This window comes from Comamonas koreensis (assembly GCF_014076495.1).
GTDB classification, from domain to species: Bacteria; Pseudomonadota; Gammaproteobacteria; order Burkholderiales; family Burkholderiaceae_C; genus Comamonas; species Comamonas squillarum.
The window spans coordinates 4837489-4858888 of record NZ_CP043575.1; the positions used below are offsets into that span (position 1 = coordinate 4837489).

The 21400-nt window shown below is 65.0% G+C and carries 19 protein-coding genes; 6 read left to right on the forward strand and 13 right to left on the reverse strand.

Features of this window, described 5'->3' with window-relative positions:
• The first annotated feature begins 125 nt into the window (after positions 1-125).
• From F0Q04_RS22135 to ruvC, 6 genes are all read left to right on the forward strand, one after another.
• Positions 126-716, forward strand: a complete 591-nt coding sequence (locus F0Q04_RS22135; protein WP_116926484.1) for a YqiA/YcfP family alpha/beta fold hydrolase — start codon at positions 126-128, stop codon at positions 714-716.
• A 105-nt stretch (positions 717-821) separates the two neighbouring features.
• The gene (locus F0Q04_RS22140) at positions 822-2888 is read left to right on the forward strand and encodes a ribonuclease catalytic domain-containing protein (protein WP_116926485.1); all 2067 of its coding nucleotides are present in this window, start codon (positions 822-824) and stop codon (positions 2886-2888) included.
• 9 nt (positions 2889-2897) lie between these two features.
• The gene (locus tag F0Q04_RS22145) at positions 2898-3770 is read left to right on the forward strand and encodes an energy transducer TonB (RefSeq protein ID WP_182343564.1); all 873 of its coding nucleotides are present in this window, start codon (positions 2898-2900) and stop codon (positions 3768-3770) included.
• A gap of 135 nt (positions 3771-3905) precedes the next feature.
• Positions 3906-4751, forward strand: a complete 846-nt coding sequence (gene aroE / locus F0Q04_RS22150; RefSeq protein WP_182343566.1) for a shikimate dehydrogenase — start codon at positions 3906-3908, stop codon at positions 4749-4751.
• Between the two features lie 56 nt (positions 4752-4807).
• Positions 4808-5596 carry a transglycosylase domain-containing protein gene (locus tag F0Q04_RS22155; RefSeq protein ID WP_116926488.1) on the forward strand — a complete coding sequence of 263 codons (789 nt, stop codon included), beginning with the start codon at positions 4808-4810 and terminating at the stop codon, positions 5594-5596.
• A 33-nt stretch (positions 5597-5629) separates the two neighbouring features.
• A complete protein-coding gene (gene ruvC, locus F0Q04_RS22160) occupies positions 5630-6178 on the forward strand; it encodes a crossover junction endodeoxyribonuclease RuvC (RefSeq protein WP_182343568.1) in 549 nt (182 codons plus the stop codon).
• Between the two features lie 253 nt (positions 6179-6431).
• Here ruvC and F0Q04_RS22165 read toward each other — a convergent pair whose 3' ends face one another.
• The 13 genes from F0Q04_RS22165 to F0Q04_RS22225 all read right to left on the reverse strand — a co-directional run bounded on the left by F0Q04_RS22165 (position 6432) and on the right by F0Q04_RS22225 (position 21398).
• Positions 6432-6917: an RcnB family protein gene (locus F0Q04_RS22165; protein WP_232539437.1), complete on the reverse strand. Its 486-nt coding sequence runs from the start codon at positions 6915-6917 to the stop codon at positions 6432-6434.
• 251 nt (positions 6918-7168) lie between these two features.
• Positions 7169-7345 carry a hypothetical protein gene (locus F0Q04_RS22170; protein WP_165841206.1) on the reverse strand — a complete coding sequence of 59 codons (177 nt, stop codon included), beginning with the start codon at positions 7343-7345 and terminating at the stop codon, positions 7169-7171.
• A 13-nt stretch (positions 7346-7358) separates the two neighbouring features.
• On the reverse strand, positions 7359-8282 hold the full coding sequence (gene lpxC, locus F0Q04_RS22175; RefSeq protein ID WP_021026172.1) for a UDP-3-O-acyl-N-acetylglucosamine deacetylase: 924 nt from the start codon (positions 8280-8282) through the stop codon (positions 7359-7361).
• 277 nt (positions 8283-8559) lie between these two features.
• Complete coding sequence (gene ftsZ / locus F0Q04_RS22180) at positions 8560-9807, reverse strand: cell division protein FtsZ (protein WP_021026171.1); 1248 nt, start codon at positions 9805-9807, stop codon at positions 8560-8562.
• Between the two features lie 165 nt (positions 9808-9972).
• Complete coding sequence (ftsA, locus tag F0Q04_RS22185; RefSeq protein WP_021026170.1) at positions 9973-11202, reverse strand: cell division protein FtsA; 1230 nt, start codon at positions 11200-11202, stop codon at positions 9973-9975.
• A gap of 59 nt (positions 11203-11261) precedes the next feature.
• On the reverse strand, positions 11262-12047 hold the full coding sequence (locus tag F0Q04_RS22190) for a cell division protein FtsQ/DivIB (protein WP_232539438.1): 786 nt from the start codon (positions 12045-12047) through the stop codon (positions 11262-11264).
• Between the two features lie 30 nt (positions 12048-12077).
• Entirely contained in the window at positions 12078-13040 is a 963-nt protein-coding gene (locus F0Q04_RS22195; RefSeq protein WP_232539439.1) for a D-alanine--D-alanine ligase, read from the reverse strand.
• Between the two features lie 8 nt (positions 13041-13048).
• Positions 13049-14482, reverse strand: a complete 1434-nt coding sequence (gene murC / locus F0Q04_RS22200; RefSeq protein ID WP_116926492.1) for a UDP-N-acetylmuramate--L-alanine ligase — start codon at positions 14480-14482, stop codon at positions 13049-13051.
• Entirely contained in the window at positions 14479-15543 is a 1065-nt protein-coding gene (murG, locus tag F0Q04_RS22205; protein ID WP_116926493.1) for an undecaprenyldiphospho-muramoylpentapeptide beta-N-acetylglucosaminyltransferase, read from the reverse strand. Before murG ends, murC begins: the two co-directional genes overlap by 4 nt.
• Positions 15540-16808, reverse strand: coding sequence for a putative lipid II flippase FtsW (gene ftsW / locus F0Q04_RS22210; RefSeq protein WP_116926494.1), 1269 nt, complete (start codon positions 16806-16808; stop codon positions 15540-15542). Before ftsW ends, murG begins: the two co-directional genes overlap by 4 nt.
• Entirely contained in the window at positions 16805-18805 is a 2001-nt protein-coding gene (murD, locus tag F0Q04_RS22215) for a UDP-N-acetylmuramoyl-L-alanine--D-glutamate ligase (RefSeq protein ID WP_232539440.1), read from the reverse strand. The genes ftsW and murD overlap by 4 nt, the downstream gene beginning before the upstream one ends.
• Before the next feature lie 5 nt (positions 18806-18810).
• The gene (mraY, locus tag F0Q04_RS22220; RefSeq protein WP_116926496.1) at positions 18811-19989 is read right to left on the reverse strand and encodes a phospho-N-acetylmuramoyl-pentapeptide-transferase; all 1179 of its coding nucleotides are present in this window, start codon (positions 19987-19989) and stop codon (positions 18811-18813) included.
• On the reverse strand, positions 19983-21398 hold the full coding sequence (locus F0Q04_RS22225) for a UDP-N-acetylmuramoyl-tripeptide--D-alanyl-D-alanine ligase (RefSeq protein ID WP_182345856.1): 1416 nt from the start codon (positions 21396-21398) through the stop codon (positions 19983-19985). The genes mraY and F0Q04_RS22225 overlap by 7 nt, the downstream gene beginning before the upstream one ends.
• Positions 21399-21400: the final 2 nt, after the last annotated feature.

The window sequence follows — 21400 nt, forward strand, 5'->3', positions numbered from 1 at the left end:
GAATGGCCGCCAGCGCTAGCGGTAAAGACCGGTTTTACCTGTGTCACCCGAACCAAATCAATTCAACAAAACAACTAAGGTTGTCAACGCCTTAGCAGTGGTGGCCTCGGCGCTATCATTTGCGCATGACGACCACCCACTTGCTCTACCTGCACGGCTTTCGCTCCTCCCCCCAATCGGCCAAGGCCCAGCGCCTGCAGCGCCATATCGAAGACAACCACCCGCACGTGGTGTGGTCAGCCCCCCAGTTGCCCGCCTCGCCCCGGCAAGCGGCCGATCTGCTGCTGCAAACCACCCGCAGCTGGGCCGGCCTGCCACCCGAGAGCCTGGCGGTTGTCGGCTCCTCGCTGGGCGGCTTTTATGCCAGCTGGGTGGCCCAGCAGCTGCGCTGCAAGAGCGTGATGATCAACCCCTCGACAACGCCCTGGGTCACCTTGGCGCAGCACCTGGGCGAGCAAACGGCCTGGCACAACCCGGAAGAATCCTTTTACTTCCGCCCGGAATACCTGGACGAGCTGCAGGCGCTGAACGTCAACGGCCAGCCCCCTGCCGCCGCACAGCTGCTGATTGCCGCCATGGGCGACGAGGTACTGCACTGGCAGGACATGGTCGCGCGCTACCCCGCCGCTCAGCTGCTGCTGGACGAGGGCAGCGACCATGCGCTGTCCAACTTCGAGAGCTATCTGCCGCAGATCGACAAGTTTCTGGGCTGGTAAAAACCAGCGCCGGCTGGCCCGCCCGCGATGGGCCAGCCAGAACCCCCACGCAAAAAACCCTGTAGCCGCGCCCCGGCACCACCCAGCATGGGAAAATGCGCGGCTATGTATGCACTGTTTGACGACGCTGGCAAATTTCTGGCCGGCCGTATCCTCTCCGAAGCTGAGAGCTCCGCCCAAATTGAATTGGACTCCGGCAAACGGGTCAAGGTCAAAGCAGCGAACCTGCTTCTTAAATTTGACAAGCCCACACCTGCCGAGCTGATCGCGCAGGCGCAAACCCTGTCGGCGGACATCGACCCCCAGCTGGCCTGGGAGTTTGCGCCCGAGCAGGAGTTTGGCTTTGCCGACCTGGCGCGCGACTACTTCTCGGAGAACGCCTCGATCGCCGAACAGGTGGCAGCGCTCTTCACCTTGTTCGAAGCCCCGCACTACTTCCGCCGCGCCGGCAAGGGCCGCTTCAAGAAGGCACCGGCCGAGATCGTGCAGCAAGCGCTGGCCGCCATCGAGAAAAAAGCCCAGATCCAGGCGCAGATCGACGGCTGGGCAGCCGAGCTCGTCAACGGCGAGTGCCCCGCGCCTGTGCAGCAGCAGCTCTACAAGATCTTGTTTCGCCCTGACAAGAACGCGCCCGAGTACAAGGCCGTGGTCGAAGCCAGCCGCAAGGCGCAGCTCGCGCCGCTGGCGCTGCTGCAACAGGCCGGCGCTATCGACTCGTCCTACCAGTTCCACTGGCAGCGCTTTTTGTTCGACAACTTCCCCAAGGGCACGGGCTTTCCGGCCGTCACGGCGCCACTGCCGCCAGCCGATCTGCCGCTGGCCACGGTGGAGGCCTACTCCATCGACGACTCGGCCACGACCGAAATCGACGATGCGCTGTCGGTACAGGGCCTGGGCACCGGCCAGGTGATTGTTGGCGTGCACATTGCCGCGCCAGGTCTCGCGATTGAGCCGGGCTCGGCGCTCGACCATCTGGGCCGCAGCCGCTACTCCACCGTCTACATGCCGGGCTACAAGGTCACGATGCTGCCCGACGAAGTGGTGCAGATCTACACCCTGGATGAGGGCCGCGCCAACCCGGCCGTCTCGCTATACGTCACCTACGACGAAGCCACGCTGGAAGTGCTGAACAAGGAAACCCGCTTGGAGCGCGTGCCGGTGGTTAGCAACTTCCGCTACGACAAGCTCGACCACATCGCCACCGAAGCCTGGCTGACCGACCCGGCGCTGCAGGTCGAGGACACGCCCCAGCCGCTGCTGGACAAGCGCGACGAGCTGAGCTTTCTCTACCGCCTCTCGCGCCACCTCAAGGCCGGCCGCGAAGTGGTGCGCGGCAAGCCCGAGAACTTCAACCGCCCGGACTACAACTTCCGCCTGCAAGGCAATGGCGACCAGGTGCCCAACGGCAGCGAGACCGTGCAGATCTCCGTGCGCAAGCGCGGCGCACCGCTCGATCTGATCGTGGCCGAGGCGGCCATCGTCGCCAACAGCAGCTGGGGCCAGTTGCTGGCCGACTATGGCGTGCCCGGCATCTACCGCAGCCAGGCAAGCCTGGCACCCGGCATCAAGGTGCGCATGTCCACCAAGGCCTTGCCACATGCCGGCATCGGCGTCAAAAGCTATGTCTGGGCCACGTCGCCGCTGCGCCGCTACACCGACCTGGTCAACCAGTGGCAGATCATCGCCTGCGCGCGCCATGGCGCCACCGCCGCCCTGGTAGCCCCGTTCAAGCCCAAGGATGCGGAGCTGTTCTCCATCATCAGCGGCTTTGATGCCGCCTACAGCGCCTACAACGGCTACCAGGCCGGCATGGAGCGCTACTGGACCTTGAAATACCTGGCGCAGAACAGCATCAGTGACCTCACTGCAACAGTTATGAAGGAAGGCCCGGCAGGCAGCATGCTCGTGCGTGCAGATGAACTACCATTGGTGTTTCCGGTGCTGGGCGCGCAGAGTTTGCCGCGTGGTGCCCAGGTCCGGGTCAAGCTCGGCGAGATCGACGAGATCACGCTGGATGTGACCGGAACCGTGCTGGAGAGACTGGACGACGAACAGGCCAACCAGGCCGAGACAGAGTCGCCAGAAGACGAGGAGGAGGCTGTGGCTGGGCCCATCGCAATCGCGGTGGACATGGGCGACGGTGAGGACGCGGCGACTACAAAAACCGATTAACCCGGAACCGTGAAGTTTTTCCAATTTCTTCGATCGCTGTCCACGCTGCAACTGGCGCTGGCTGTGTCTGTGCTGGTGCACGCTGCCATCTTGAGCATCCGCTTTGTCGACCCCCAGGCCTTTGACCGGGTGTTCGAGGACACCCCGCTCGAAGTGATTCTGGTCAACGCCAAGTCCAACGACGCCCCGCCTGACAAGGCCCAGGCCGTCGCCCAGGCCAACCTGGCCGGTGGTGGTGAATCGGCCAACAGCCAGGAGCGCGCCACAAGCCCCATGCCCTACTCGGCCATCACCAACATGGGGGATGACTTTGAAGAGCGCCAGCGCCAGCTCGATGCCATGCAGGCCCAGCAGATGCAACTGCTGGCCGACCTGCGCAACCAGCTGGCCCAGTACCAGCCGCCCGATACGCGCAAGGCCAGCGCCTCGCAGGCAGAGGTCGAGCAGGAAGAAAAGCACCAGCAGCTGCTCAAGATGCTCGCCGAGATCGAAAAGCGCATCCACGAAGAAAACGCCCGCCCCAAGAAGCGCTACATCAGCCCCGCCACACGCGAGGAAGTGTTCGCCATCTACTACGACCAGCTGCGCCGCAAGGTCGAGGACCGGGGCACCAACAACTTCCCCGAAGCCGGTGGCCGCAAGCTCTATGGTGAGCTGGTGATGATCATGACCGTCAACCACGACGGCCGGGTGCTGGGCACCGAGGTCTACAAAAGCTCGGGCAACCAGCAACTCGACCGCCGGGCCGAGGCCATCGCCGTCAGCAGTGGCCCCTTTGGCCACTTTGGCCCCGCGCTGCGCGCCAAGGCCGACCAGATTGCCGTCGTCTCCAAATTCCGCTTCACCCGCGAGCAGACATTGGAAACGGCCAATTTGCAGTAAAGTGGCAGGCGCTTGAGCGCCATGCTGGCGGGCCCCCGTTGCGCCGCCACCGGGTGCCCAGCGCATGCCCTTTTTTCTGCCATGCGCGGTCAGCGCCTTCAGCGCGCAGCCGCCACGGCCCAGGCCCTTACGACCATGTCCCTTCCAGACCGCTATTGCGTGATGGGCAACCCGATTGCCCACAGCCGCTCACCCCGCATCCACACGCTGTTTGCGCAGCTGACCGACCAGGCGCTGGTCTATGAGGCTGAGCTGGTGGCACTGGATGGTTTTGACGCGGCCCTGCGCCACCTGGTGCAGGCCGGTACCCGGGGCATGAATGTGACCGTGCCCTTCAAGCTCGACGCCGCGCGCCTGGCCGACAGCCGCAGCGAGCGCGTGCTGCGTGCGGGTGCGGCCAACACCTTGGTGGTAGGCGCCGATGGCGGCATTCACGCCGACAACACCGATGGCCTGGGCCTGGTGGCCGATATCGTGCGCAATGCTGGCGTTGCACTGGCCGGCCAGCGCGTGCTGCTGCTGGGCGCCGGCGGCGCTGCTGCCGGCGCGCTGGCGCCGCTCATGGCCCAGGCACCGGCGCTGCTCGTGGTCTGCAACCGCACCCACGCCAAGGCGCAGGATTTGGTGGACCAGCATGCCGACCTGGTCCAGGGCTCGGCCACCCAGTTGCAAGCAGTCGAGGCGGGCGCACTCGATGGCCTCTTCGATGTCGTCATCAACGCCACCGCCAGCAGCCTCCAAGGCGCGGCCATCCCGGTGCCCGGCGCGCTGCTGCGCGCTGGCGCACTGGCCTACGACATGATGTACGGCCCCGCTGCCCAGCCCTTTTTGCAGTGGGCCGCGCAGCACGGCGCCCAGGGCCGCGATGGCCTGGGCATGCTGGTCGAGCAAGCGGCCGAGGCCTTTGCGCTGTGGCGCGGCGTGCGCCCCCCCTCCCAGCCGGTGCTGGCGCAGCTGCGCAGCGAACTGGCCGCCCACTGAGCGCAAGCGCTGATGGTCTCCAGCCCTCTTCCCGCCTTAGCCCGCAGGACCCGCCGATGAAAGCGATTGCGCGCTGGATCGGCTGGGCACTGCTGCTGGGCATCGCGCTGCAGCTGTTCTTTGTCGCCCGCATCGCAATGATGGCCAGTGTGGACCCGGCGTCGACCGCCTTTGAGCGCAGCGAAGCCTGGCGCCAGCTGCGCCAGGACGGGCGCCTGCACTGGCGCCAGCAATGGCAGCCCTTGTCGCAGATATCGGTCAACCTGCAGCGCGCGGTGATCGCCTCCGAGGACGACGACTTTGTCAACCACGATGGCGTGCTCTGGGATGCAATTGAAAAGGCCCGCGCGCGCAATGCCAAGGCCATAGAGCGCGCCGAGCAGCGCCGGGAAAAGGCCCTGGCACGCGCCCAGGCCCAGGCCGAGCGGCGTGGCGAGGCCTTTGACCCCAGCGCAGTGCAAGCCGGCCCGCCCGCCAAGATCATGGGCGGCTCCACCATCACCCAGCAGCTGGCCAAGAACCTGTTGCTGTCGTCGGAGCGCAGCCTGCTGCGCAAAGGCCAGGAGCTGCTGCTGACCTACACCCTGGAGTTCCTGCTGAGCAAGCAGCGCATTCTGGAGCTGTACCTGAACCATGCCGAATGGGGCGATGGCGTGTTTGGCGCCGAGGCCGCCGCCCAGCGCTACTTTGGCAAACCGGCCGCCCAGCTGAGCGCCTATGAAGCGGCGCGCCTGGCCGTCATGCTGCCCAACCCCAAGGGCGCCGACAAGAACCCCAACTCTGCCTACCTCAACCGCCGCACAACCACCATCGCGGCACGCATGCGCTATGCTGAGCTCCCCTGACCGGCAACCCCTCCGCCACCCGTTTTAAACCGCATGAGAATCCTTGGCATCGACCCTGGCCTGCAGACCACCGGCTTTGGCGTCATCGACGTCGATGGCCAGCGTCTGTCCTATGTGGCCAGCGGCACCATCCGCACCACCACGCTGAACCTGGGTGACCTGCCCGGCCGCCTGAAGATGATCTTTGACGGTATCTGCGAAGTCAGCCAGCGCTACCAGCCCGACATGGCCTCGGTGGAAATCGTGTTCGTCAACGTCAACCCCCAGTCCACCTTGCTGCTGGGCCAGGCCCGGGGCTGCGCGCTGACGGCGCTGGTGTCGCAGAACCTGCCAGTTGCCGAGTACACCGCACTGCAGATGAAAAAAGCCGTGGTCGGCCATGGGCGCGCTGCCAAGAACCAGATCCAGGAGATGGTGCGCCGCCTGCTGCAGCTGCCTGGCCTGCCCGGCACCGATGCGGCCGATGCGCTGGGCCTGGCGATCACCCACGCCCATGCGGGCCTGGCGATGGCGCGCATGGCCGAGGCCAGCCCCTTGCAACGCCGCCAGCACGCGATGTACAAGGCCGGGCGCAGCTACTAGGCAAGAACCCACCGGTGCCTCTGCGGCCTGGTGAGCCACCCCGCCTGCAGCGCGCAGGCAAAAAAAAACCTGTGCATCGCTAGCGCGCACAGGTCTGGCCGGCTACAGGCTCCTTATGCGTGGATCCGTGCGCTCCGTGAAGCAGCGCTCGGCACAAGGTGCAACCACCAAAGTAAGCTTTGGAGCGAGGCGCCACACAAAGGTTCGTTGTGGGCGCCATGCAAACCCTCAATTATCGCGACTTCGCAGCGGCTCAATAACCATTGATGACAATATTGGCGATCAGGCCTGTGCCAATGGCGATCAGCAGGTAGTCACCGCCATACTGGATCCATTGGTAGCCCCGGGGTGGCGCGCTGAGCCGGTGGCCGCGCCAATCGCCGACCACATAGCTGTAGCCACGGTACGGTGCTGGCACATAGCCGCCCCGGTACCAGTCATTGCGCGGGCCGATGCCACGGCCCCGGTCCGGCACAACCACGACACGGGGAGGTGGATGGTGGTCATGGCGGTACTCACGGCGCTGCTGCTCGCGGTAGCGGCGGTCCCGCTCGCGTTCGCGCTCCCAGCGGCGGTGGTCGGCATGGTCGCGCCGGTCATCGCGCTGGTAATGGCGGTCACCATGGCGTCCATCGGGCTGGGCCTGTGCAGGCGCGCTAAAAGCCAGGGCGCCGGCCAATGCCAGGGCCAGGCTGCCCATGCTGGCCAGGCGGCTAAAACGGCTTCGGTGCTTGTTCATGACGGAATCCTTTCTGATGAACCAGCGGCTGCTGGTGCGAGCGGCAAGCATGCCCCCATGCAGATTTAACGCCTGTCGGCGCGCCACCGTTTACCCGCAGCTGGATCACCGGGCTGGGATGTGTCATTTGTAAAGTGGGGGAAGAGGCGGCAAAGCCGCATGGACAGTGGGCGGGACCGGTAACGGACCGGCCGGGCGCAGGCCGGGGTTTACCGCACTTTACCTGCCGCGCAGAATGCCAAAGACCGGTTTTAGACCATGCGGCCCACAAAGAGCACCGCAAAGAACGCCAGGCCTGCGACCACGGTCCATTTGATCAGCAGCAGGGACCACTGGCGGTAGCGGCGCTGGCCGGTGCCCAGGTAAAAGCAAAAGCTGAGGGCCGCCATCAGCACCAGCAGCATGAAGATCCAGCGAAACAGCAGCATCCCGGGCGCGGCCTTACCAGGCGAGGGCCGACTGTGCAAAGCCCTGCGGGGCTTCACGCACATGGTCAAAGGTGACGATGTCCCAGGCGTCCTGGCGCTGCATCAGCTCGCGCAGCAGCAGGTTGTTGAGGCCATGGCCCGAGCGGAACGCGCTGTAGGCGGCCAGCAAGGGATAGCCCACGATGTAGAGGTCACCGATGGCATCGAGGATCTTGTGTTTGACGAACTCGTCGTCATAGCGCAAGCCGTCGCTGTTGAGCACCTTGTAGTCGTCCATGACGATGGCATTGTCCAGACCGCCGCCCAGCGCCAGGCCGTTGGAGCGCAGCATCTCGACATCCTTGGTAAAGCCAAAGGTGCGGGCGCGGGCGATATCGCGGCTGTAGTTGCCGATGCCCAGGTCGAACTCATAGGTCTGGCCGGTGGAATCGACAGCCGGGTGCGAGAAGTCGATCTCGAAACGCAGCTTGTAGCCGTGGTAGGGGTCCAGACGCGCCCACTTTTGCGCAGCGCCTTCGCCCTGGCGGATTTCGACCGGCTTGGTCAGACGCAAAAAGCGCTTGGGTGCGTTTTGCAGCTCGATACCGGCGCTTTGCAGCAAAAACACAAAGGACGCGGATGAGCCGTCGAGAATCGGGATTTCCTCGGCTGTCACGTCGATATAGAGGTTGTCGATGCCCAGGCCCGCGCAGGCCGACATCACATGCTCCACCGTATGGATGCGCACATCGCCCTTGCCCAGGGTCGAGGCCATGCGGGTGTCCACCACCGCTTCGGCGTTGACGGGGATATCGACCGGCTCGGGCAGGTCCACCCGGCGAAACACAATGCCCGTATTGGGTTGTGCAGGACGCAAGGTGAGCTCGACCCGCTGGCCGCTGTGCAGGCCCACGCCCACGGCACGGGTTAAAGACTTGATGGTTCGTTGCTGGAGCATAACTCGTTGATTTTACGCCGTACGCCCGCTTGGGACGCGCAAAAATGCCAATCACCCAGATAGTGCAAGCCTTGTAGGACAAACACTTGCCTTGCCGGCCAATCTGTGCACAAAGCCGCTGCCCAACTACTGCGTTGGCAGGCGGAGCGGACAGCGAACAACGACGCAGCCCTCTAATAACAACGCGCTGAGTCCCCGAAAGGTTTCAGCGCGTTGTATTCAAAGCCCAGTCCACCCCAAAGGCTGGACTGGCTTCAACGAAAGCCCCGCAAGGCAATCAGTCTGCCTGCTTGCGCAGGAAGGCGGGGATCTCCAGGTCTTCCATGCCGCTCGACGACATCGCATCGACGCGGGCCGAAGCCGCGTTGCGGCCGGTGCGCCAGACCGAGGGGGTCTTCTTGTCGGCAAAGTCGTTAGCAAAGGCATTGCCCATGGGCACCGCGTTTTGCACACCCAGACCCGAGACGGGGCTGTTGACCGACTGGGGCGTGTAGGCGATGTCGTCGGTACCGGTACGCAGACCTGCGCTGCCCTGGATGACCGAGATGGGCTGGCGCTTGGCCACGGGACGGGACAGGCCGGTGGCCAGCACGGTCACGCGGATCTCGTCGCCCAGCGTCTCGTCATAGGCCGCGCCAAAGATGACATGCGACTCTGGCGAGGCGTAGGCATTGATGGTGCTCATGGCCTGGCGCGATTCGGCCAGCTTCAGGCTGCCCTTGGTCGCGGTCACCAGCACCAGGATGCCCTTGGCGCCCGACAGGTCGATGCCTTCCAGCAGCGGGCAAGCAACCGCTTGTTCCGCAGCGATGCGTGCACGGTCCGGGCCGCTGGCCGTGGCCGTACCCATCATCGCCTTGCCCGGCTCGCTCATCACGGTCTTCACGTCAGCAAAGTCGACGTTGATGTAGCCGTGGTCGTTGATGATCTCGGAGATGCCGCCCACGGCGTTCTTCAGCACATCGTTGGCATGGGCAAAGGCCTGGTCCTGGGTGATGTCGTCGCCCAGCACATCGAGCAGCTTCTCGTTGAGCACCACGATCAGCGAGTCGACATTCGCTTCGAGCTCGCTCAGGCCGCCATCGGCATTGGACATGCGGCGCTTGCCCTCCCATTCGAAAGGCTTGGTCACTACGCCCACGGTCAGGATGCCCATTTCCTTGGCGACGCGAGCGATCACGGGGGCAGCACCGGTGCCGGTACCACCGCCCATACCGGCGGTGATGAACAGCATGTGCGAACCCACGATCGCAGCGCGGATGTCTTCGATCGCGGATTCGGCAGCCTCGCGGCCGTTCTCAGGCTTGCTGCCCGCGCCCAGGCCGGTCTCTCCCAGCTGGATCACGCGGTGGGCATGGCAACGCTCCAGCGCTTGCGCATCGGTGTTGGCCGAAATGAATTCGACACCTTGCACGCTGTTGGCGATCATGTGCTCGACCGCATTGCCACCACCGCCCCCGACGCCGATCACCTTGATCTGGGTGCCTTGGTTGAATGTGTTGCCTTCATACATTTCGATGGTCATTGCCTGCTCCTCTCGCTCTCGCGTCAACATGAGAAAAATGGGTTACGAATAATTCACTCTTTAATGAACAATGGATTGCTGGTGGCCCTTTAGGTCTCCAAGGGTCATACCCTTTGAGCCTTGAAGGGCTGCTTTGCGCCAGCCAACAAGTGGTGTCATGCATGGTTAAAAGTTCCCCACAATAAAGTCCTTCAAACGCCCAAATGCCGATTTCACCGAACCGGACTTCTGGGCCACCTTGTAGCCACGCATGCGGGCCATGCGGGCCTCTTCCAGCAGGCCCATGACGGTGGCAGCACGGGGCTGCGCAACCATCTCGGCCAGGGTGCCGGAATACTTGGGAATGCCGCGTCGCACGGGCTTGAGGAAGATGTCTTCCCCCAGCTCCACCATGCCTGGCATCACCGCGCTGCCGCCCGTCAGCACAATGCCCGACGACAGCACCTCCTCATAACCAGACTCGCGGATGACTTGCTGCACCAGCGAGAAAATTTCTTCGACGCGTGGCTCGATCACGCCGGCCAGCGCTTGCTTGCTCAACAGGCGCGGGCCCCGGTCACCCAGACCGGGCACATCGACCTGCGTGTCGGGATCGGCCAGCAGCTGCTTGGCGCAGCCGCTCTCGACCTTGATGTCCTCGGCGTCCTTGGTCGGCGTGCGCAGCGCCATCGCGATGTCGCTGGTGATCAAATCACCGGCAATCGGGATCACTGCCGTGTGGCGGATCGCGCCGCCGGTGAAGATCGACACATCGGTGGTGCCCGCGCCGATATCGACCACGCACACGCCCAGCTCGCGCTCGTCATCGGTCAGCACGGCCTGGCTGGAGGCGAGCGGGTTGAGCAGCAGCTGCTCGACTTCCAGCCCGCAGCGGCGCACGCATTTGATGATGTTCTCGGCCGCGCTTTGCGCCCCGGTCACGATATGGATCTTGGACTCCAGGCGCAGGCCGCTCATGCCGATGGGCTCGCGCACATCCTGGCCGTCGATCGCAAACTCCTGGGGCTCGACCAGCAGCAGGCGCTGGTCCGACGGAATATTGATCGCCTTGGCAGTATCGAGCACGCGCGCCACATCGGCGGCCGAGACTTCCTTGTCCTTGACCGCCACCATGCCGCTGGAGTTGATGCCGCGGATATGGCTGCCGGTGATGCCAGTGTAGACGCGCTGGATGTTCAGGTCGGCCATCAGCTCGGCCTCCTTAAGCGCCTGCTGGATGCTCTGCACCGTCGCATCGATGTTCACCACCACACCGCGCTTGAGCCCGTTGCTGGGCGCCACGCCCAGCCCTGCCAGCTTGAGCTCGCCATTGCCCAGCACCTCGGCGACGACCACCATGATCTTGGCGGTGCCGATGTCCAGGCCGACGACCACGTCTTTGCTATCTCGCGCCATAGTCAGTAGCCCTCGCTGATCAAGTGATTGGTATGGTTCATGTTTCGCATCTCTGTGTTTTATTTTTTGACTGGCGCCCGGCCCGCTGCCGAGGTGCCCGTGGTCACCCCTTGCATGCGCACCGCATAGCCCCCGGCATGGCGCAGATCCGCCGACGTCAGCGATGCCACGCTGCGTCTGTAGGTACCGGTGACTTCAGGCAAAGATTCAACAAATTTACGTACCCGCTCGCTCAGGACATCCTCCCGGCCCTGGCCCATCTCGATGACCGCGCCAGACTGCAAGGTGGCCTTCCAGCTGCCGCTGTTCGACTCGGCCAGCGCCACCAGCGCGTTGTCGAGCTTGGCGTAGATGGGCGCGAGCGCGCGGAACATGGCCAGTACCTCTTGGGAACGCCCAGCCGGGCCCGACAGGTGCGGCAGGTGCAGCAGATCGGGGTCGGCCGAGTCACCTTCAAACATCTGGCCTTCGCTGTTGAGCAGGCGGGACTCGCCCTCCGCGCCCCAGATCGCCGTCGCATCCTGCTCGGTGATCGTCACCGCCAAGGTGCTGGGGAACTCGCGCTTGATGCGCGCCTGGCGCACCCAGGGCGCCTGCTCGAAGATCCGCCGCGTCTCATCGAGGTCCATCGTGAAGAAGTTGCCTTTCAAGGACGGCATCACATTGGCCTGCAGCGACACGGCGCTGTTGTGTTCGAGCTCGCCCTGCACCACGATGCGCGCAATGCTCAGCGCCGGATGGTGGATGGCCCAGCGCACCCCAGCCAGCACCAGCAACGCGCCGCAGCCGAGGAACAATGCCGTGGCCAGCATGTTCATCAGCTTGACGTCGAAGGGGACTGGCATGGTCTGCTCCATGGATCTCATCTCCTTGTCTTACAGCTCCGCACCCTGGGCCGCATCGCTCGATGCATTGGCCAGCAGGTGCAAACACAGGTCTTCATAGCTCATGCCGGTGGCACGGGCCGCCATCGGCACCAGCGAATGGCTGGTCATGCCCGGCGAGGTATTGATCTCCAGCAGGAACAGCTGCTGGTCCGAGGCACGCACCATCACATCGGCACGCGACCAGCCCCGGCAGCCCAGGGTGCGGAAGGCCTTTTCCGCCAGGTCGCGGATCGCCGCTTCCATCTCGTCTGGCAGCTCGCTGGGGCAGAAATACTGGGTGGTGTCGGTGAAGTACTTGTTCTGGTAGTCGTAGTTGCCTTCGGGCGCGACGATCTTGATCACCGGCAGCGCCTGGGCGCTGCGGCCCTGGCCCAGCACCGCGCAGGTGGTCTCCATGCCCTCGATGAACTGCTCGCACAGCACTTCGGGGTCATAGCGGGAGGCCAGCGCATAGGCCTGGGCGCATTCTTCGGGGCTGCTGATCTTGGACAGGCCAATGGTCGAGCCCTCGCGTGCGGGCTTGACGATCATCGGCGCGCCCAGTGCGGCCAGCGCATCGCGCGTGTCCTGTTCGCTGGCGGCCATGCGCCACTCGGGGGTAGACAGGCCCTCAAAGCGCCAGATGCGCTTGGTCATGATCTTGTCCATCGCGATGCTCGAGGCCATCACGCCCGGGCCGGTGTAGGGAATGCCCAGCAGCTCCAGCGCGCCTTGCACCGTGCCGTCTTCGCCATGGCGGCCATGCAGCGCGATGAAGCAGCGCGCAAAGCCTTGCTTGCGCAGCTCGCCCAGGTCCTGCTGCGAGGGATCAAACGCATGCGCGTCCACACCCTTGGACTGCAGCGCAGCGAGCACGCCCTTGCCGGACATCAGCGACACCTCGCGCTCTGCCGAGCTCCCGCCCATCAGCACCGCGACCTTGCCCAAGGCCTTCACATCAATATTGTTCATGGTTTCACTCATACCGCGCTCCCCTGCGGCGCTACACGCTCTTGCCCACCCGCCAATGCCATCACCTTGGCGGCCACCGCACCAATCGATCCCGCGCCCATGCACAGCAGCACGTCGCCGTCCTGCGCCTGGTCCAGAATCTGCTGGGGCAGGCTGCTGATCTGCTCGACAAACACCGGCTCGACCTTGCCAGCCACCCGCACCGCGCGGGCCAGTGCACGGCTGTCGGCCGCCACGATGGGCGCCTCACCGGCTGCATAGACCTCGGCCAGCAGCACCGCATCGGCGCCGCCCAGCACCTGGACAAAGTCCTCAAAGCAATCCCGCGTGCGGGTGTAGCGGTGCGGCTGGAAGGCCAGCACCAGCCGGCGGCCTGGAAACGCGCCGCGCGCGGCCGCAATGGTGGCAGCCATTTCGACAGGGTGATGTCCGTAATCGTCAATAACCGTCAACTCGCCGCCGTTGGGCAGCTGGGCCTGGCCATAACGCTGAAAACGGCGCCCCACACCCTTGAAGCCTTGCAGCGCCCGCTGCAGCGCTGCGTCATCGATACCGATGGCAGCCGCCACACCGACCACGGCCAGTGCATTGAGCACGTTGTGCTCGCCGGGCAGGTTCAGCACCACCTCCAGATCGGGCAAGGCCTGGGCCAGGCGGCGCTGCACGGTAAAGCGCATCTGGCCGTTGTCGGCCTGCAGGTTCACCGCGCGGATCTGGGCGTTTTCGCCCAGGCCGTAGGTCGTGACCTTGCAGGCCACGCGCTCGATGATGTCGCCAACGGCCGGGCTGTCGATGCAGACCACAGCATTGCCATAAAACGGCATGCGGTTCAAAAAATCGACAAAGGCCGTCTTGAGCCGGCCAAAGTCATGGCCATAGGTGTCCATGTGGTCGGCATCGATGTTCGTGACCACCGCCATTACCGGCAGCAGGTTCAGGAACGAGGCATCGGACTCGTCCGCCTCGACCACGATGTACTCACCACTGCCCAGGCGTGCATTGGCGCCGGCGCTGTTGAGCTTGCCGCCAATGACAAAGGTGGGGTCCAGCCCCGCCTCGGCCAGCACGCTGGTCACCAGGCTGGTGGTCGTCGTCTTGCCATGGGTGCCGGCAATGGCGATGCCCTTGCGCAGGCGCATCAGCTCAGCGAGCATCAGCGCGCGCGGCACCACCGGAATGCCCATGGCCCGGGCGGCCACGACTTCGGGGTTGTCGGCCTGCACCGCCGTCGATGTCACCACCGCCTGGGCCTGGGCGATATGCGCCGCATCATGGCCCACAAAGGTGGTGATACCGGCATCGCGCAGATGCACCATGGTGCTGCTGTCCGACAGGTCCGAGCCCGAGACCATATAGCCCAGGTTGTGCAGCACTTCGGCAATGCCGCTCATGCCGGCACCGCCGATACCTACAAAATGAATGCGTTGGATGGCGTGTTTCATCGTGCCACCTCCACGCAGGCATCCGCCACTGCTTGGGCGGCTTCCAATTTCTGCATTTTCTTTGCCTTTTGGGCCATGTCCACCAGGCCCGCTCGCTGCATATTCTCTAGCATCTGAGCCAGGTTTTCCGGGGTCAACACGCTTTGTTGCACCAACCAGCCGGCGCCGGCATCCACCAGGAAGCGCGCATTGGCCGTCTGGTGGTCATCCACCGCCGCCGGGAACGGCACAAACACCGCTGCCGCGCCCACGGCGGCCAGCTCGGTCACCGTGCTGGCACCGGCGCGGCAGACGATGACATCGGCATCCGCATAGGCCTTGGCCGCATCGTCGATAAAGGGGGTGAGGCTGGCTTGCACGCCAGCGGCTGCGTAGTTGGCCTGCAGCGCGTCGATCTGCTTGGCGCCGCTTTGGTGCGTGACCACCGGGCGCGCCTCGGGCGCCATCAGCGCCAGCGCCCTAGGGACCACCTCGTTCAAGGCCTTGGCACCCAGGCTGCCACCCACCACCAGCAGCTGCAGCGGGCCACTGCGGCCGGCAAAGCGCTCAGCAGGTTCTGGCTGCTGCAGGAACTCGGCGCGCAGCGGGTTGCCCACCCACTGGCCGCCTGCAATCGCATGGGGGAAGGCGCTAAACACGCGCTGGGCCATGCGGGCCAGCAGCTTGTTGGCCATGCCCGGCACCGAGTTCTGCTCATGCAGCACGATGGGCACGCCGGCCAGCTTGGCCGCCAGACCGCCGGGCACGGTGATATAGCCACCCATGCCAACGACCACATCGGGGCGGACCTTGCGCAGCACGGCGCGTGCCTGCTGCAAGGCCTTCAACAGGCGCAGCGGCATGCCGACCAGCGACATGAGCCCCTTGCCACGCACGCCCGAGAACGCCACCCGCTCCAGCGCAAAGCCCTGGGGCGGCACCAGGCGCTCTTCCATGCTGTCGGGTGCGCCCAGCCAGTGCACGGTCCAGCCACGGCTGCGCAGCTCCTGGGCCACGGCCAGGCCGGGGAAGATATGGCCGCCGGTGCCGCCCGCCATGATCAGTGCCGTCTTGCCGCTCATGATCGCGCCCCCCCGGCACCCATGGCCTTGTTTTCGCAATCGATGCGCAGCACGATGGCAATCGCCACCAGGTTCATCAAGATCGCCGAGCCCCCGAAACTCATCAGCGGCAAGGTCAGGCCCTTGGTGGGCAAGGCGCCCAGGTTCACACCGGCATTGATGAAGGTCTGAAAGCCCAGCCAGATCGCAATACCCTGCGCCACCAGGCCGGAGAAGATACGGTCCATGCGGATCGCCTGGCGGCCGATCTCGACAATGCGGCGGATCATGAAGAAGAACAGACCCAAGAGCGCAATGATGCCGACCAGGCCCAGTTCCTCGCCGATCACCGCCAGCAAGAAGTCGGTATGCGCCTCGGGCAGCCAGTGCAGCTTCTCGACGCTGCCACCCAGGCCCACGCCAAAGATCTCGCCCCGGCCAATCGCAATCAGCGAATGCGACAGCTGGTAGCCCTTGCCCAGCGCATGCTTTTCGCTCCAGGGGTCGAGGTAGGCAAAAATCCGCTCGCGCCGCCATTCGGAGGTCATCACGATCAGCGCAAAGGCAGCCACCAGCACCAGCGCGATCAGGAAGAACATGCGGGCATTGACGCCACCCAGGAACAGGATGCCCATCGCGATCACGGCGATCACCATGAAGGCACCCATGTCGGGCTCGGCCAGCAGCAGCGCGCCGACGATGCCCACGGCCAGCCCCATCGGCAGCACCGCGCGGAAGAAGCGCTCCTTGACCTCCATCTTGCGCACCATGTAATCGGCGGCATACATGATGACCGCGATCTTGGCCAGCTCGGAGGGCTGGAAGTTCATGATGCCCAGCGACAGCCAGCGGCGCGCGCCGTTGACCACCGTGCCCACATGCGGGATCAGCACCGCAATGAGCAGCAGGATCGAGGCAATGAACAGCCAGGGCGCCCAGTGCTCCCAGACCTTCATCGGAATCTGGAAAGTGAGCACCGCTGCCACAAAGCCCAACCCCACGCTCATCAGGTGGCGCTGGAAGAAGTAGTAATGCGCGATCTTGCCAAAGCGCGGGTTGTCCGGCATCGCGATCGAGGCCGAGAACACCATGACGATGCCCCAGGACAGGATGGCCACCACCAGCCAGATCAGCACCTGGTCGGCACCAAAGATAGTGGTGGCACTCGATGGCGTCTGGCGGTATTCATTGCCGCCTACGCGCACCGGCAGGATATCGACAGGCTTTTCCCCGGCCGGCTTGAACCAGCCCGAGAACCTGCTGCGCAGTCCGGTCTCGGTGCTCATGGCTGCACCTCCAGACTAGTGCCGCGTTCCTCGGCCAGCGCCGCAACGGCTTGGCAGAAGACCTCGGCGCGGTGGCCGTAGTTCTTGAACATGTCAAAGCTGGCGCAGGCCGGTGACATCAGCACCGCGTCGCCCGCGACCGCCTTCTGGCTGGCCAGCAGCACGGCCTCATCCATGCTGGGCGCGTGCAGCAGCGGCACACCGGTGTCTGCCAGTGCGGCCTCGATCAGCGGCGCATCGCGGCCAATCAGCACCACGGCGCGCGCATAGCGCAGCACGGGCGCTGCCAGTGGCGAGAAGTCCTGGCCCTTGCCCTCGCCGCCCAGGATCAGCACGATACGGCGCTCGGCACCCAGGCCCATCAGCGCGGCCACCGTGGCGCCCACATTGGTGCCCTTGCTGTCGTCAAAATATTCCACATCGCTGACGATGCCGATGGGCTCGACCCGGTGGCGCTCACCGCGGTACTCGCGCAGGCCAAACAGCATCTGCGCAAAACCAGCGCCCGCCGCATGGCCCAGCGCCAGCGCTGCCAGCGCATTCATCGCGTTGTGGCGGCCCCGGATACGCAGCGCATCGGCAGGCATCAGCCGCTGCAGGAACACATCGTCAGCAGCTGTCTGGTTGCGCTTGTTGCTGGCGCTGTTGCCATCGTCCTGCGCACGCACCAGCCAGGCCATGCCGTTGACCACGTCCAGGCCATAGTCGCCCACCTGGGTCGGCAGATCCAGGCCAAAGCTGATGTGCGGGCGCAGCTGGGGGCGCTGCAGCTTGACCCGCACCGGTGGCGGCAGCATGGCCATCACGGCCGGGTCGTCGCGGTTGAGCACCATCAGCGCATCGCTGCCAAAAATCTTGGCCTTGGCGCCCGCATAGGCCTCCATGCTGCCATGCCAGTCCAGGTGGTCCTGGCTGATATTGAGCACGGTCGCTGCCGTCGGGTTGAAGGCATGCGCATCTTCGAGCTGGAAGCTCGACAGCTCCAGCACCCAGGCCTGGGGCAGGCTCTCGGAGTCAATGTGCTGCGACAGCGTATCGAGCAGGCTGGGGCCGATATTGCCGGCCACCGCCGTGGTCATGCCGGCATGCGCGAGCAATTGCCCCGTGAGCGACGTGACCGTGGTCTTGCCATTCGTGCCCGTGATCGCCAGCACCTTGGGTGCATAGCCATGGGCCTGGGCCAGCGACTGCAGCGCCAGGCTGAAAAGATCCAGCTCGCCGCTGACAGGCAAACCAATGGCGCGCGCCGCATCAACGACCGGGGCCACGGTCTCGGGGCTCAGGCCGGGCGAGCGGTAGACCACACGCACCGGCTGGCCATCGACCAGCGCAGCGGACAACACACCGGCGACAAAACGCACCTCCGGCAGCTCGCTGCGCAGCTGCGCCAAATGGGGCGGCTCCTCACGCGTATCCGCAACCGTCACCTGGGCGCCGCAACGCGCGCACCAGCGCGCCATCGCCAGGCCCGAGATACCCAAACCCAGCACCAGCACCTGCTGGCCCTTCAGCGGGTGCTCCTGCCCTTGGGGCCACTGTGCGGGCACCGGCGCATAGACCACCTCGGCCTCCTGGGGCTGCACATCCACCGCGGTCACCTCGCTGCTGGCCGCGTCCGACACACCGGGGTCGGCAAAGATCTGCGCGACAAAGGCCGCCGCATCCTTGGCGGCCGTCAGGGTCGACACATCGGGCACCGGGGCCATGTCCACCGCCGAGGCGTCGGCGGGTTGATTTACTGCAGCGTCCGCAGCATCGGTGGCCGCAGCGGCTGCACCATCCGCTGCGGCCTCCAGCGCGGCCTCATCGGTGGGCAAGGCCGCATCCGTGGTCGCAAGCGCTTGTGCCTGGACATCATCGCCAGCTGCTGCCACCTCAGGCTGCAACTCGGCAGGCTGCGCCAGCTCATTCGCAGCCACCGGCGCTACCGCTGGCGCCATGGGCGCAGCAGCGGCCTCTGCCGAGGGATCAAGGGGGTGGAGGTGCTCGGTTGACATGGTGCTCACCGCAGCTTCAAGGTAGACAGACCGATCAGACACAGCAGCATCGTGATGATCCAGAAACGCACAACGACCTGGGTTTCGCGCCAGCCGCTCTTTTCAAAATGGTGGTGCAAGGGGGCCATCTTCAACAAACGCCGGCCTTCGCCATAGCGCTTCTTGGTGTACTTGAACCAGACCACCTGCATCATCACCGACACCGCTTCGGCCACAAAGATGCCGCCCATGATGGCCAGCACGATCTCCTGCCGAACGATCACCGCGATCGTGCCCAGCGCACCGCCCAGTGCCAGCGCGCCCACATCGCCCATGAAGACCTGGGCCGGGTGGGTGTTGAACCACAGGAAGGCCAGGCCCGCGCCCGTCATTGCGCAGCAGAACACCAGCAGCTCGCCGGTGCCGCCAATGTGCGGGAACAGCAGGTAGCGCGAGAAATTGACGCTGCCGGTCACATAGGCGAACACGCCCAGCGCCGAGCCCACCATCACCACCGGCATGATGGCCAGGCCATCGAGCCCGTCGGTCAGGTTGACGGCATTGCTCGCGCCCACGATGACCAGGTAGGTCATGATCACAAAGCCCAGCACGCCCAGCGGGTAGTTCACCTGCTTGAAGAAGGGCACCATCAGGCCGGCGTTGGGCGGCAGATCCAGCGAAAAGCCCGACTGCACCCAGTTGACGAACAGGCTCCAGACCTCGGCATTGGTGTTTTCCGAGATACAGAAAACCAGGGCCAGCGCGGCGGCCAGTCCGACCATCGACTGCCAGAAATACTTCTCGCGCGAGCGCATGCCTTCGGGGTCCTTGTTGACCACCTTGCGCCAGTCGTCGACCCAGCCAATGGCACCAAAGCCCCAGGTGACGATCAGCACGATCCAGACAAAGCGGTTGGACAGGTCAAACCACAGCACGGTCGAGATGGTGATCGCCAGCAAGATCAGCACGCCGCCCATCGTCGGGGTGCCGCTCTTGCTCAAATGGCTTTGCATCGCATAGCCCCGGATGGGCTGGCCGATCTTCAGCGCCGACAAGGTACGGATGACCTTGGGGCCGGCCACCAGGCCGATCACCAGCGCCGTCATCGCCGCCATCACCGCGCGGAAGGTCAGGTACTGGAAGATGCGCAAAAAGCCGAACTCGGGCGAGAGGCTTTGCAACCAGCTGGCGAGCACAATCAGCATGCGGCCTCCTCATGGGCGTTCAGGCCCTTGTCTGCGCACGACTGCATCGCCTGCACCACTTGCTCCATCTTCATGAACCGCGAACCTTTGACCAACACACTGCCCAACTGAGGCATCAACTTGCACACCGCATCCTGCAAGGCAGGCATGCTCTCGAAATGCTGAGCACCAGCACCAAAGGCCTGGGCGGCCGACTGGCTTTGGGCACCCAAAGTAAACAACTGGGCGATGCCATGCTGCTTGGCCAGCGCACCGGCCTCGGCATGGAACCGGGGCCCTTGGTCACCCACCTCGCCCATATCACCCAGCACCAAGAGCTGGGCCGCGGGCAGCTCGGCCAGCACCTCGATCGCGGCCTGCACCGAATCCGGGTTGGCGTTGTAGCTGTCATCGACCACCGTCAGGCTGCGGCCGGCGATGGGCAGGGCCAGCGCACGCGAGCGGCCCTTGACCGGCTCGAACACCGACAGGCCCTGGGCAATGGCGGCCAGCGGCACACCGGCGGCATGGGCCGATGCGGCCGCAGCCAGCGCATTGCGCACGTTGTGGCGGCCGGCAATCTGCAGCACCACGGGCGCAGCGCCACCGGGCAGGTGCAGTTGCAAATGCCAGGCGCCCTCTTGCCACTGCACATCGCTGGCAAAAGCCTGGGCGCCATCGGCCTGCTCACCAAAGAGGCAGGTGGCCCGGCCGGCAGCCAGCGCTTGCCACAAGGGGGTATAGGTATCGCCAGCAGGGAACACCGCCACGCCATCGGCTGGCAGCGCGGCCAGCACGCTGCCGTTTTCGCGGGCCACGGCTTCGACCGTGTGCATGAACTCCTGGTGTTCGCGCTGCGCGTTGTTGACCAGGGCCACCTGGGGTTGCGCCATTGCGGCGAGCACGGCGATTTCGCCGGGGTGGTTCATGCCCAGCTCGACCACAGCAGCGCGGTGCGCAGCCGTCAGGCCCAGCAGCGTCAGCGGCACGCCGATCTCGTTGTTCAGGTTGCCACGCGTGGCCCATGCGGCATCGCCGGCATGCGCGCGCAGGATCGAGGCCAGCATCTGGGTTACCGTGGTCTTGCCATTGCTGCCCGTCACTGCAATCAGCGGCAGCGGAAACTGCGCACGCCAGCCGGTGGCCAGCGCGCCCAGCGCCGCCAGGGTATCGGGCACCACAATGCCGGGCAGGCCAGCCTCGGCCGGGTCGGCATGGCACAGCGCGGCCGCTGCACCTGCGGCCTGGGCCTGGGCCAGAAACTGGTTGGCATCAAAGCGTTCACCCTTGAGCGCCACAAACAAATCGCCCGCCTGCAGGCTGCGCGAGTCCGAGTGGACGCGCAGCAGCGGCACAGCACCATCCCCCACCAGCCGGGCCTGGGGGACAAGGGGCTCAATGAAGCCCAGCGCCTGCTGCAGGGTCATCATGC

What these genes read in the sequence shown, in the direction of transcription:
- murC (WP_116926492.1), bottom strand. Translation starts at nt 14,482, where the DNA reads ATGAAACACGCCATCCAACGCATTCATTTTGTAGGTATCGGCGGTGCC.
- ftsZ (WP_021026171.1), bottom strand. Translation starts at nt 9,807, where the DNA reads ATGACCATCGAAATGTATGAAGGCAACACATTCAACCAAGGCACCCAG.
- F0Q04_RS22225 (WP_182345856.1), bottom strand. Translation starts at nt 21,398, where the DNA reads ATGATGACCCTGCAGCAGGCGCTGGGCTTCATTGAGCCCCTTGTCCCC.
- F0Q04_RS22165 (WP_232539437.1), bottom strand. Translation starts at nt 6,917, where the DNA reads ATGAACAAGCACCGAAGCCGTTTTAGCCGCCTGGCCAGCATGGGCAGC.
- murD (WP_232539440.1), bottom strand. Translation starts at nt 18,805, where the DNA reads ATGTCAACCGAGCACCTCCACCCCCTTGATCCCTCGGCAGAGGCCGCT.
- ruvC (WP_182343568.1), top strand. Translation starts at nt 5,630, where the DNA reads ATGAGAATCCTTGGCATCGACCCTGGCCTGCAGACCACCGGCTTTGGC.
- ftsA (WP_021026170.1), bottom strand. Translation starts at nt 11,202, where the DNA reads ATGGCGCGAGATAGCAAAGACGTGGTCGTCGGCCTGGACATCGGCACC.
- F0Q04_RS22135 (WP_116926484.1), top strand. Translation starts at nt 126, where the DNA reads ATGACGACCACCCACTTGCTCTACCTGCACGGCTTTCGCTCCTCCCCC.
- ftsW (WP_116926494.1), bottom strand. Translation starts at nt 16,808, where the DNA reads ATGAGCACCGAGACCGGACTGCGCAGCAGGTTCTCGGGCTGGTTCAAG.
- F0Q04_RS22140 (WP_116926485.1), top strand. Translation starts at nt 822, where the DNA reads ATGTATGCACTGTTTGACGACGCTGGCAAATTTCTGGCCGGCCGTATC.
- F0Q04_RS22190 (WP_232539438.1), bottom strand. Translation starts at nt 12,047, where the DNA reads ATGCCAGTCCCCTTCGACGTCAAGCTGATGAACATGCTGGCCACGGCA.
- lpxC (WP_021026172.1), bottom strand. Translation starts at nt 8,282, where the DNA reads ATGCTCCAGCAACGAACCATCAAGTCTTTAACCCGTGCCGTGGGCGTG.
- murG (WP_116926493.1), bottom strand. Translation starts at nt 15,543, where the DNA reads ATGAGCGGCAAGACGGCACTGATCATGGCGGGCGGCACCGGCGGCCAT.
- F0Q04_RS22195 (WP_232539439.1), bottom strand. Translation starts at nt 13,040, where the DNA reads ATGAACAATATTGATGTGAAGGCCTTGGGCAAGGTCGCGGTGCTGATG.
- mraY (WP_116926496.1), bottom strand. Translation starts at nt 19,989, where the DNA reads ATGCTGATTGTGCTCGCCAGCTGGTTGCAAAGCCTCTCGCCCGAGTTC.
- F0Q04_RS22170 (WP_165841206.1), bottom strand. Translation starts at nt 7,345, where the DNA reads ATGCTGCTGTTTCGCTGGATCTTCATGCTGCTGGTGCTGATGGCGGCC.
- aroE (WP_182343566.1), top strand. Translation starts at nt 3,906, where the DNA reads ATGTCCCTTCCAGACCGCTATTGCGTGATGGGCAACCCGATTGCCCAC.
- F0Q04_RS22155 (WP_116926488.1), top strand. Translation starts at nt 4,808, where the DNA reads ATGAAAGCGATTGCGCGCTGGATCGGCTGGGCACTGCTGCTGGGCATC.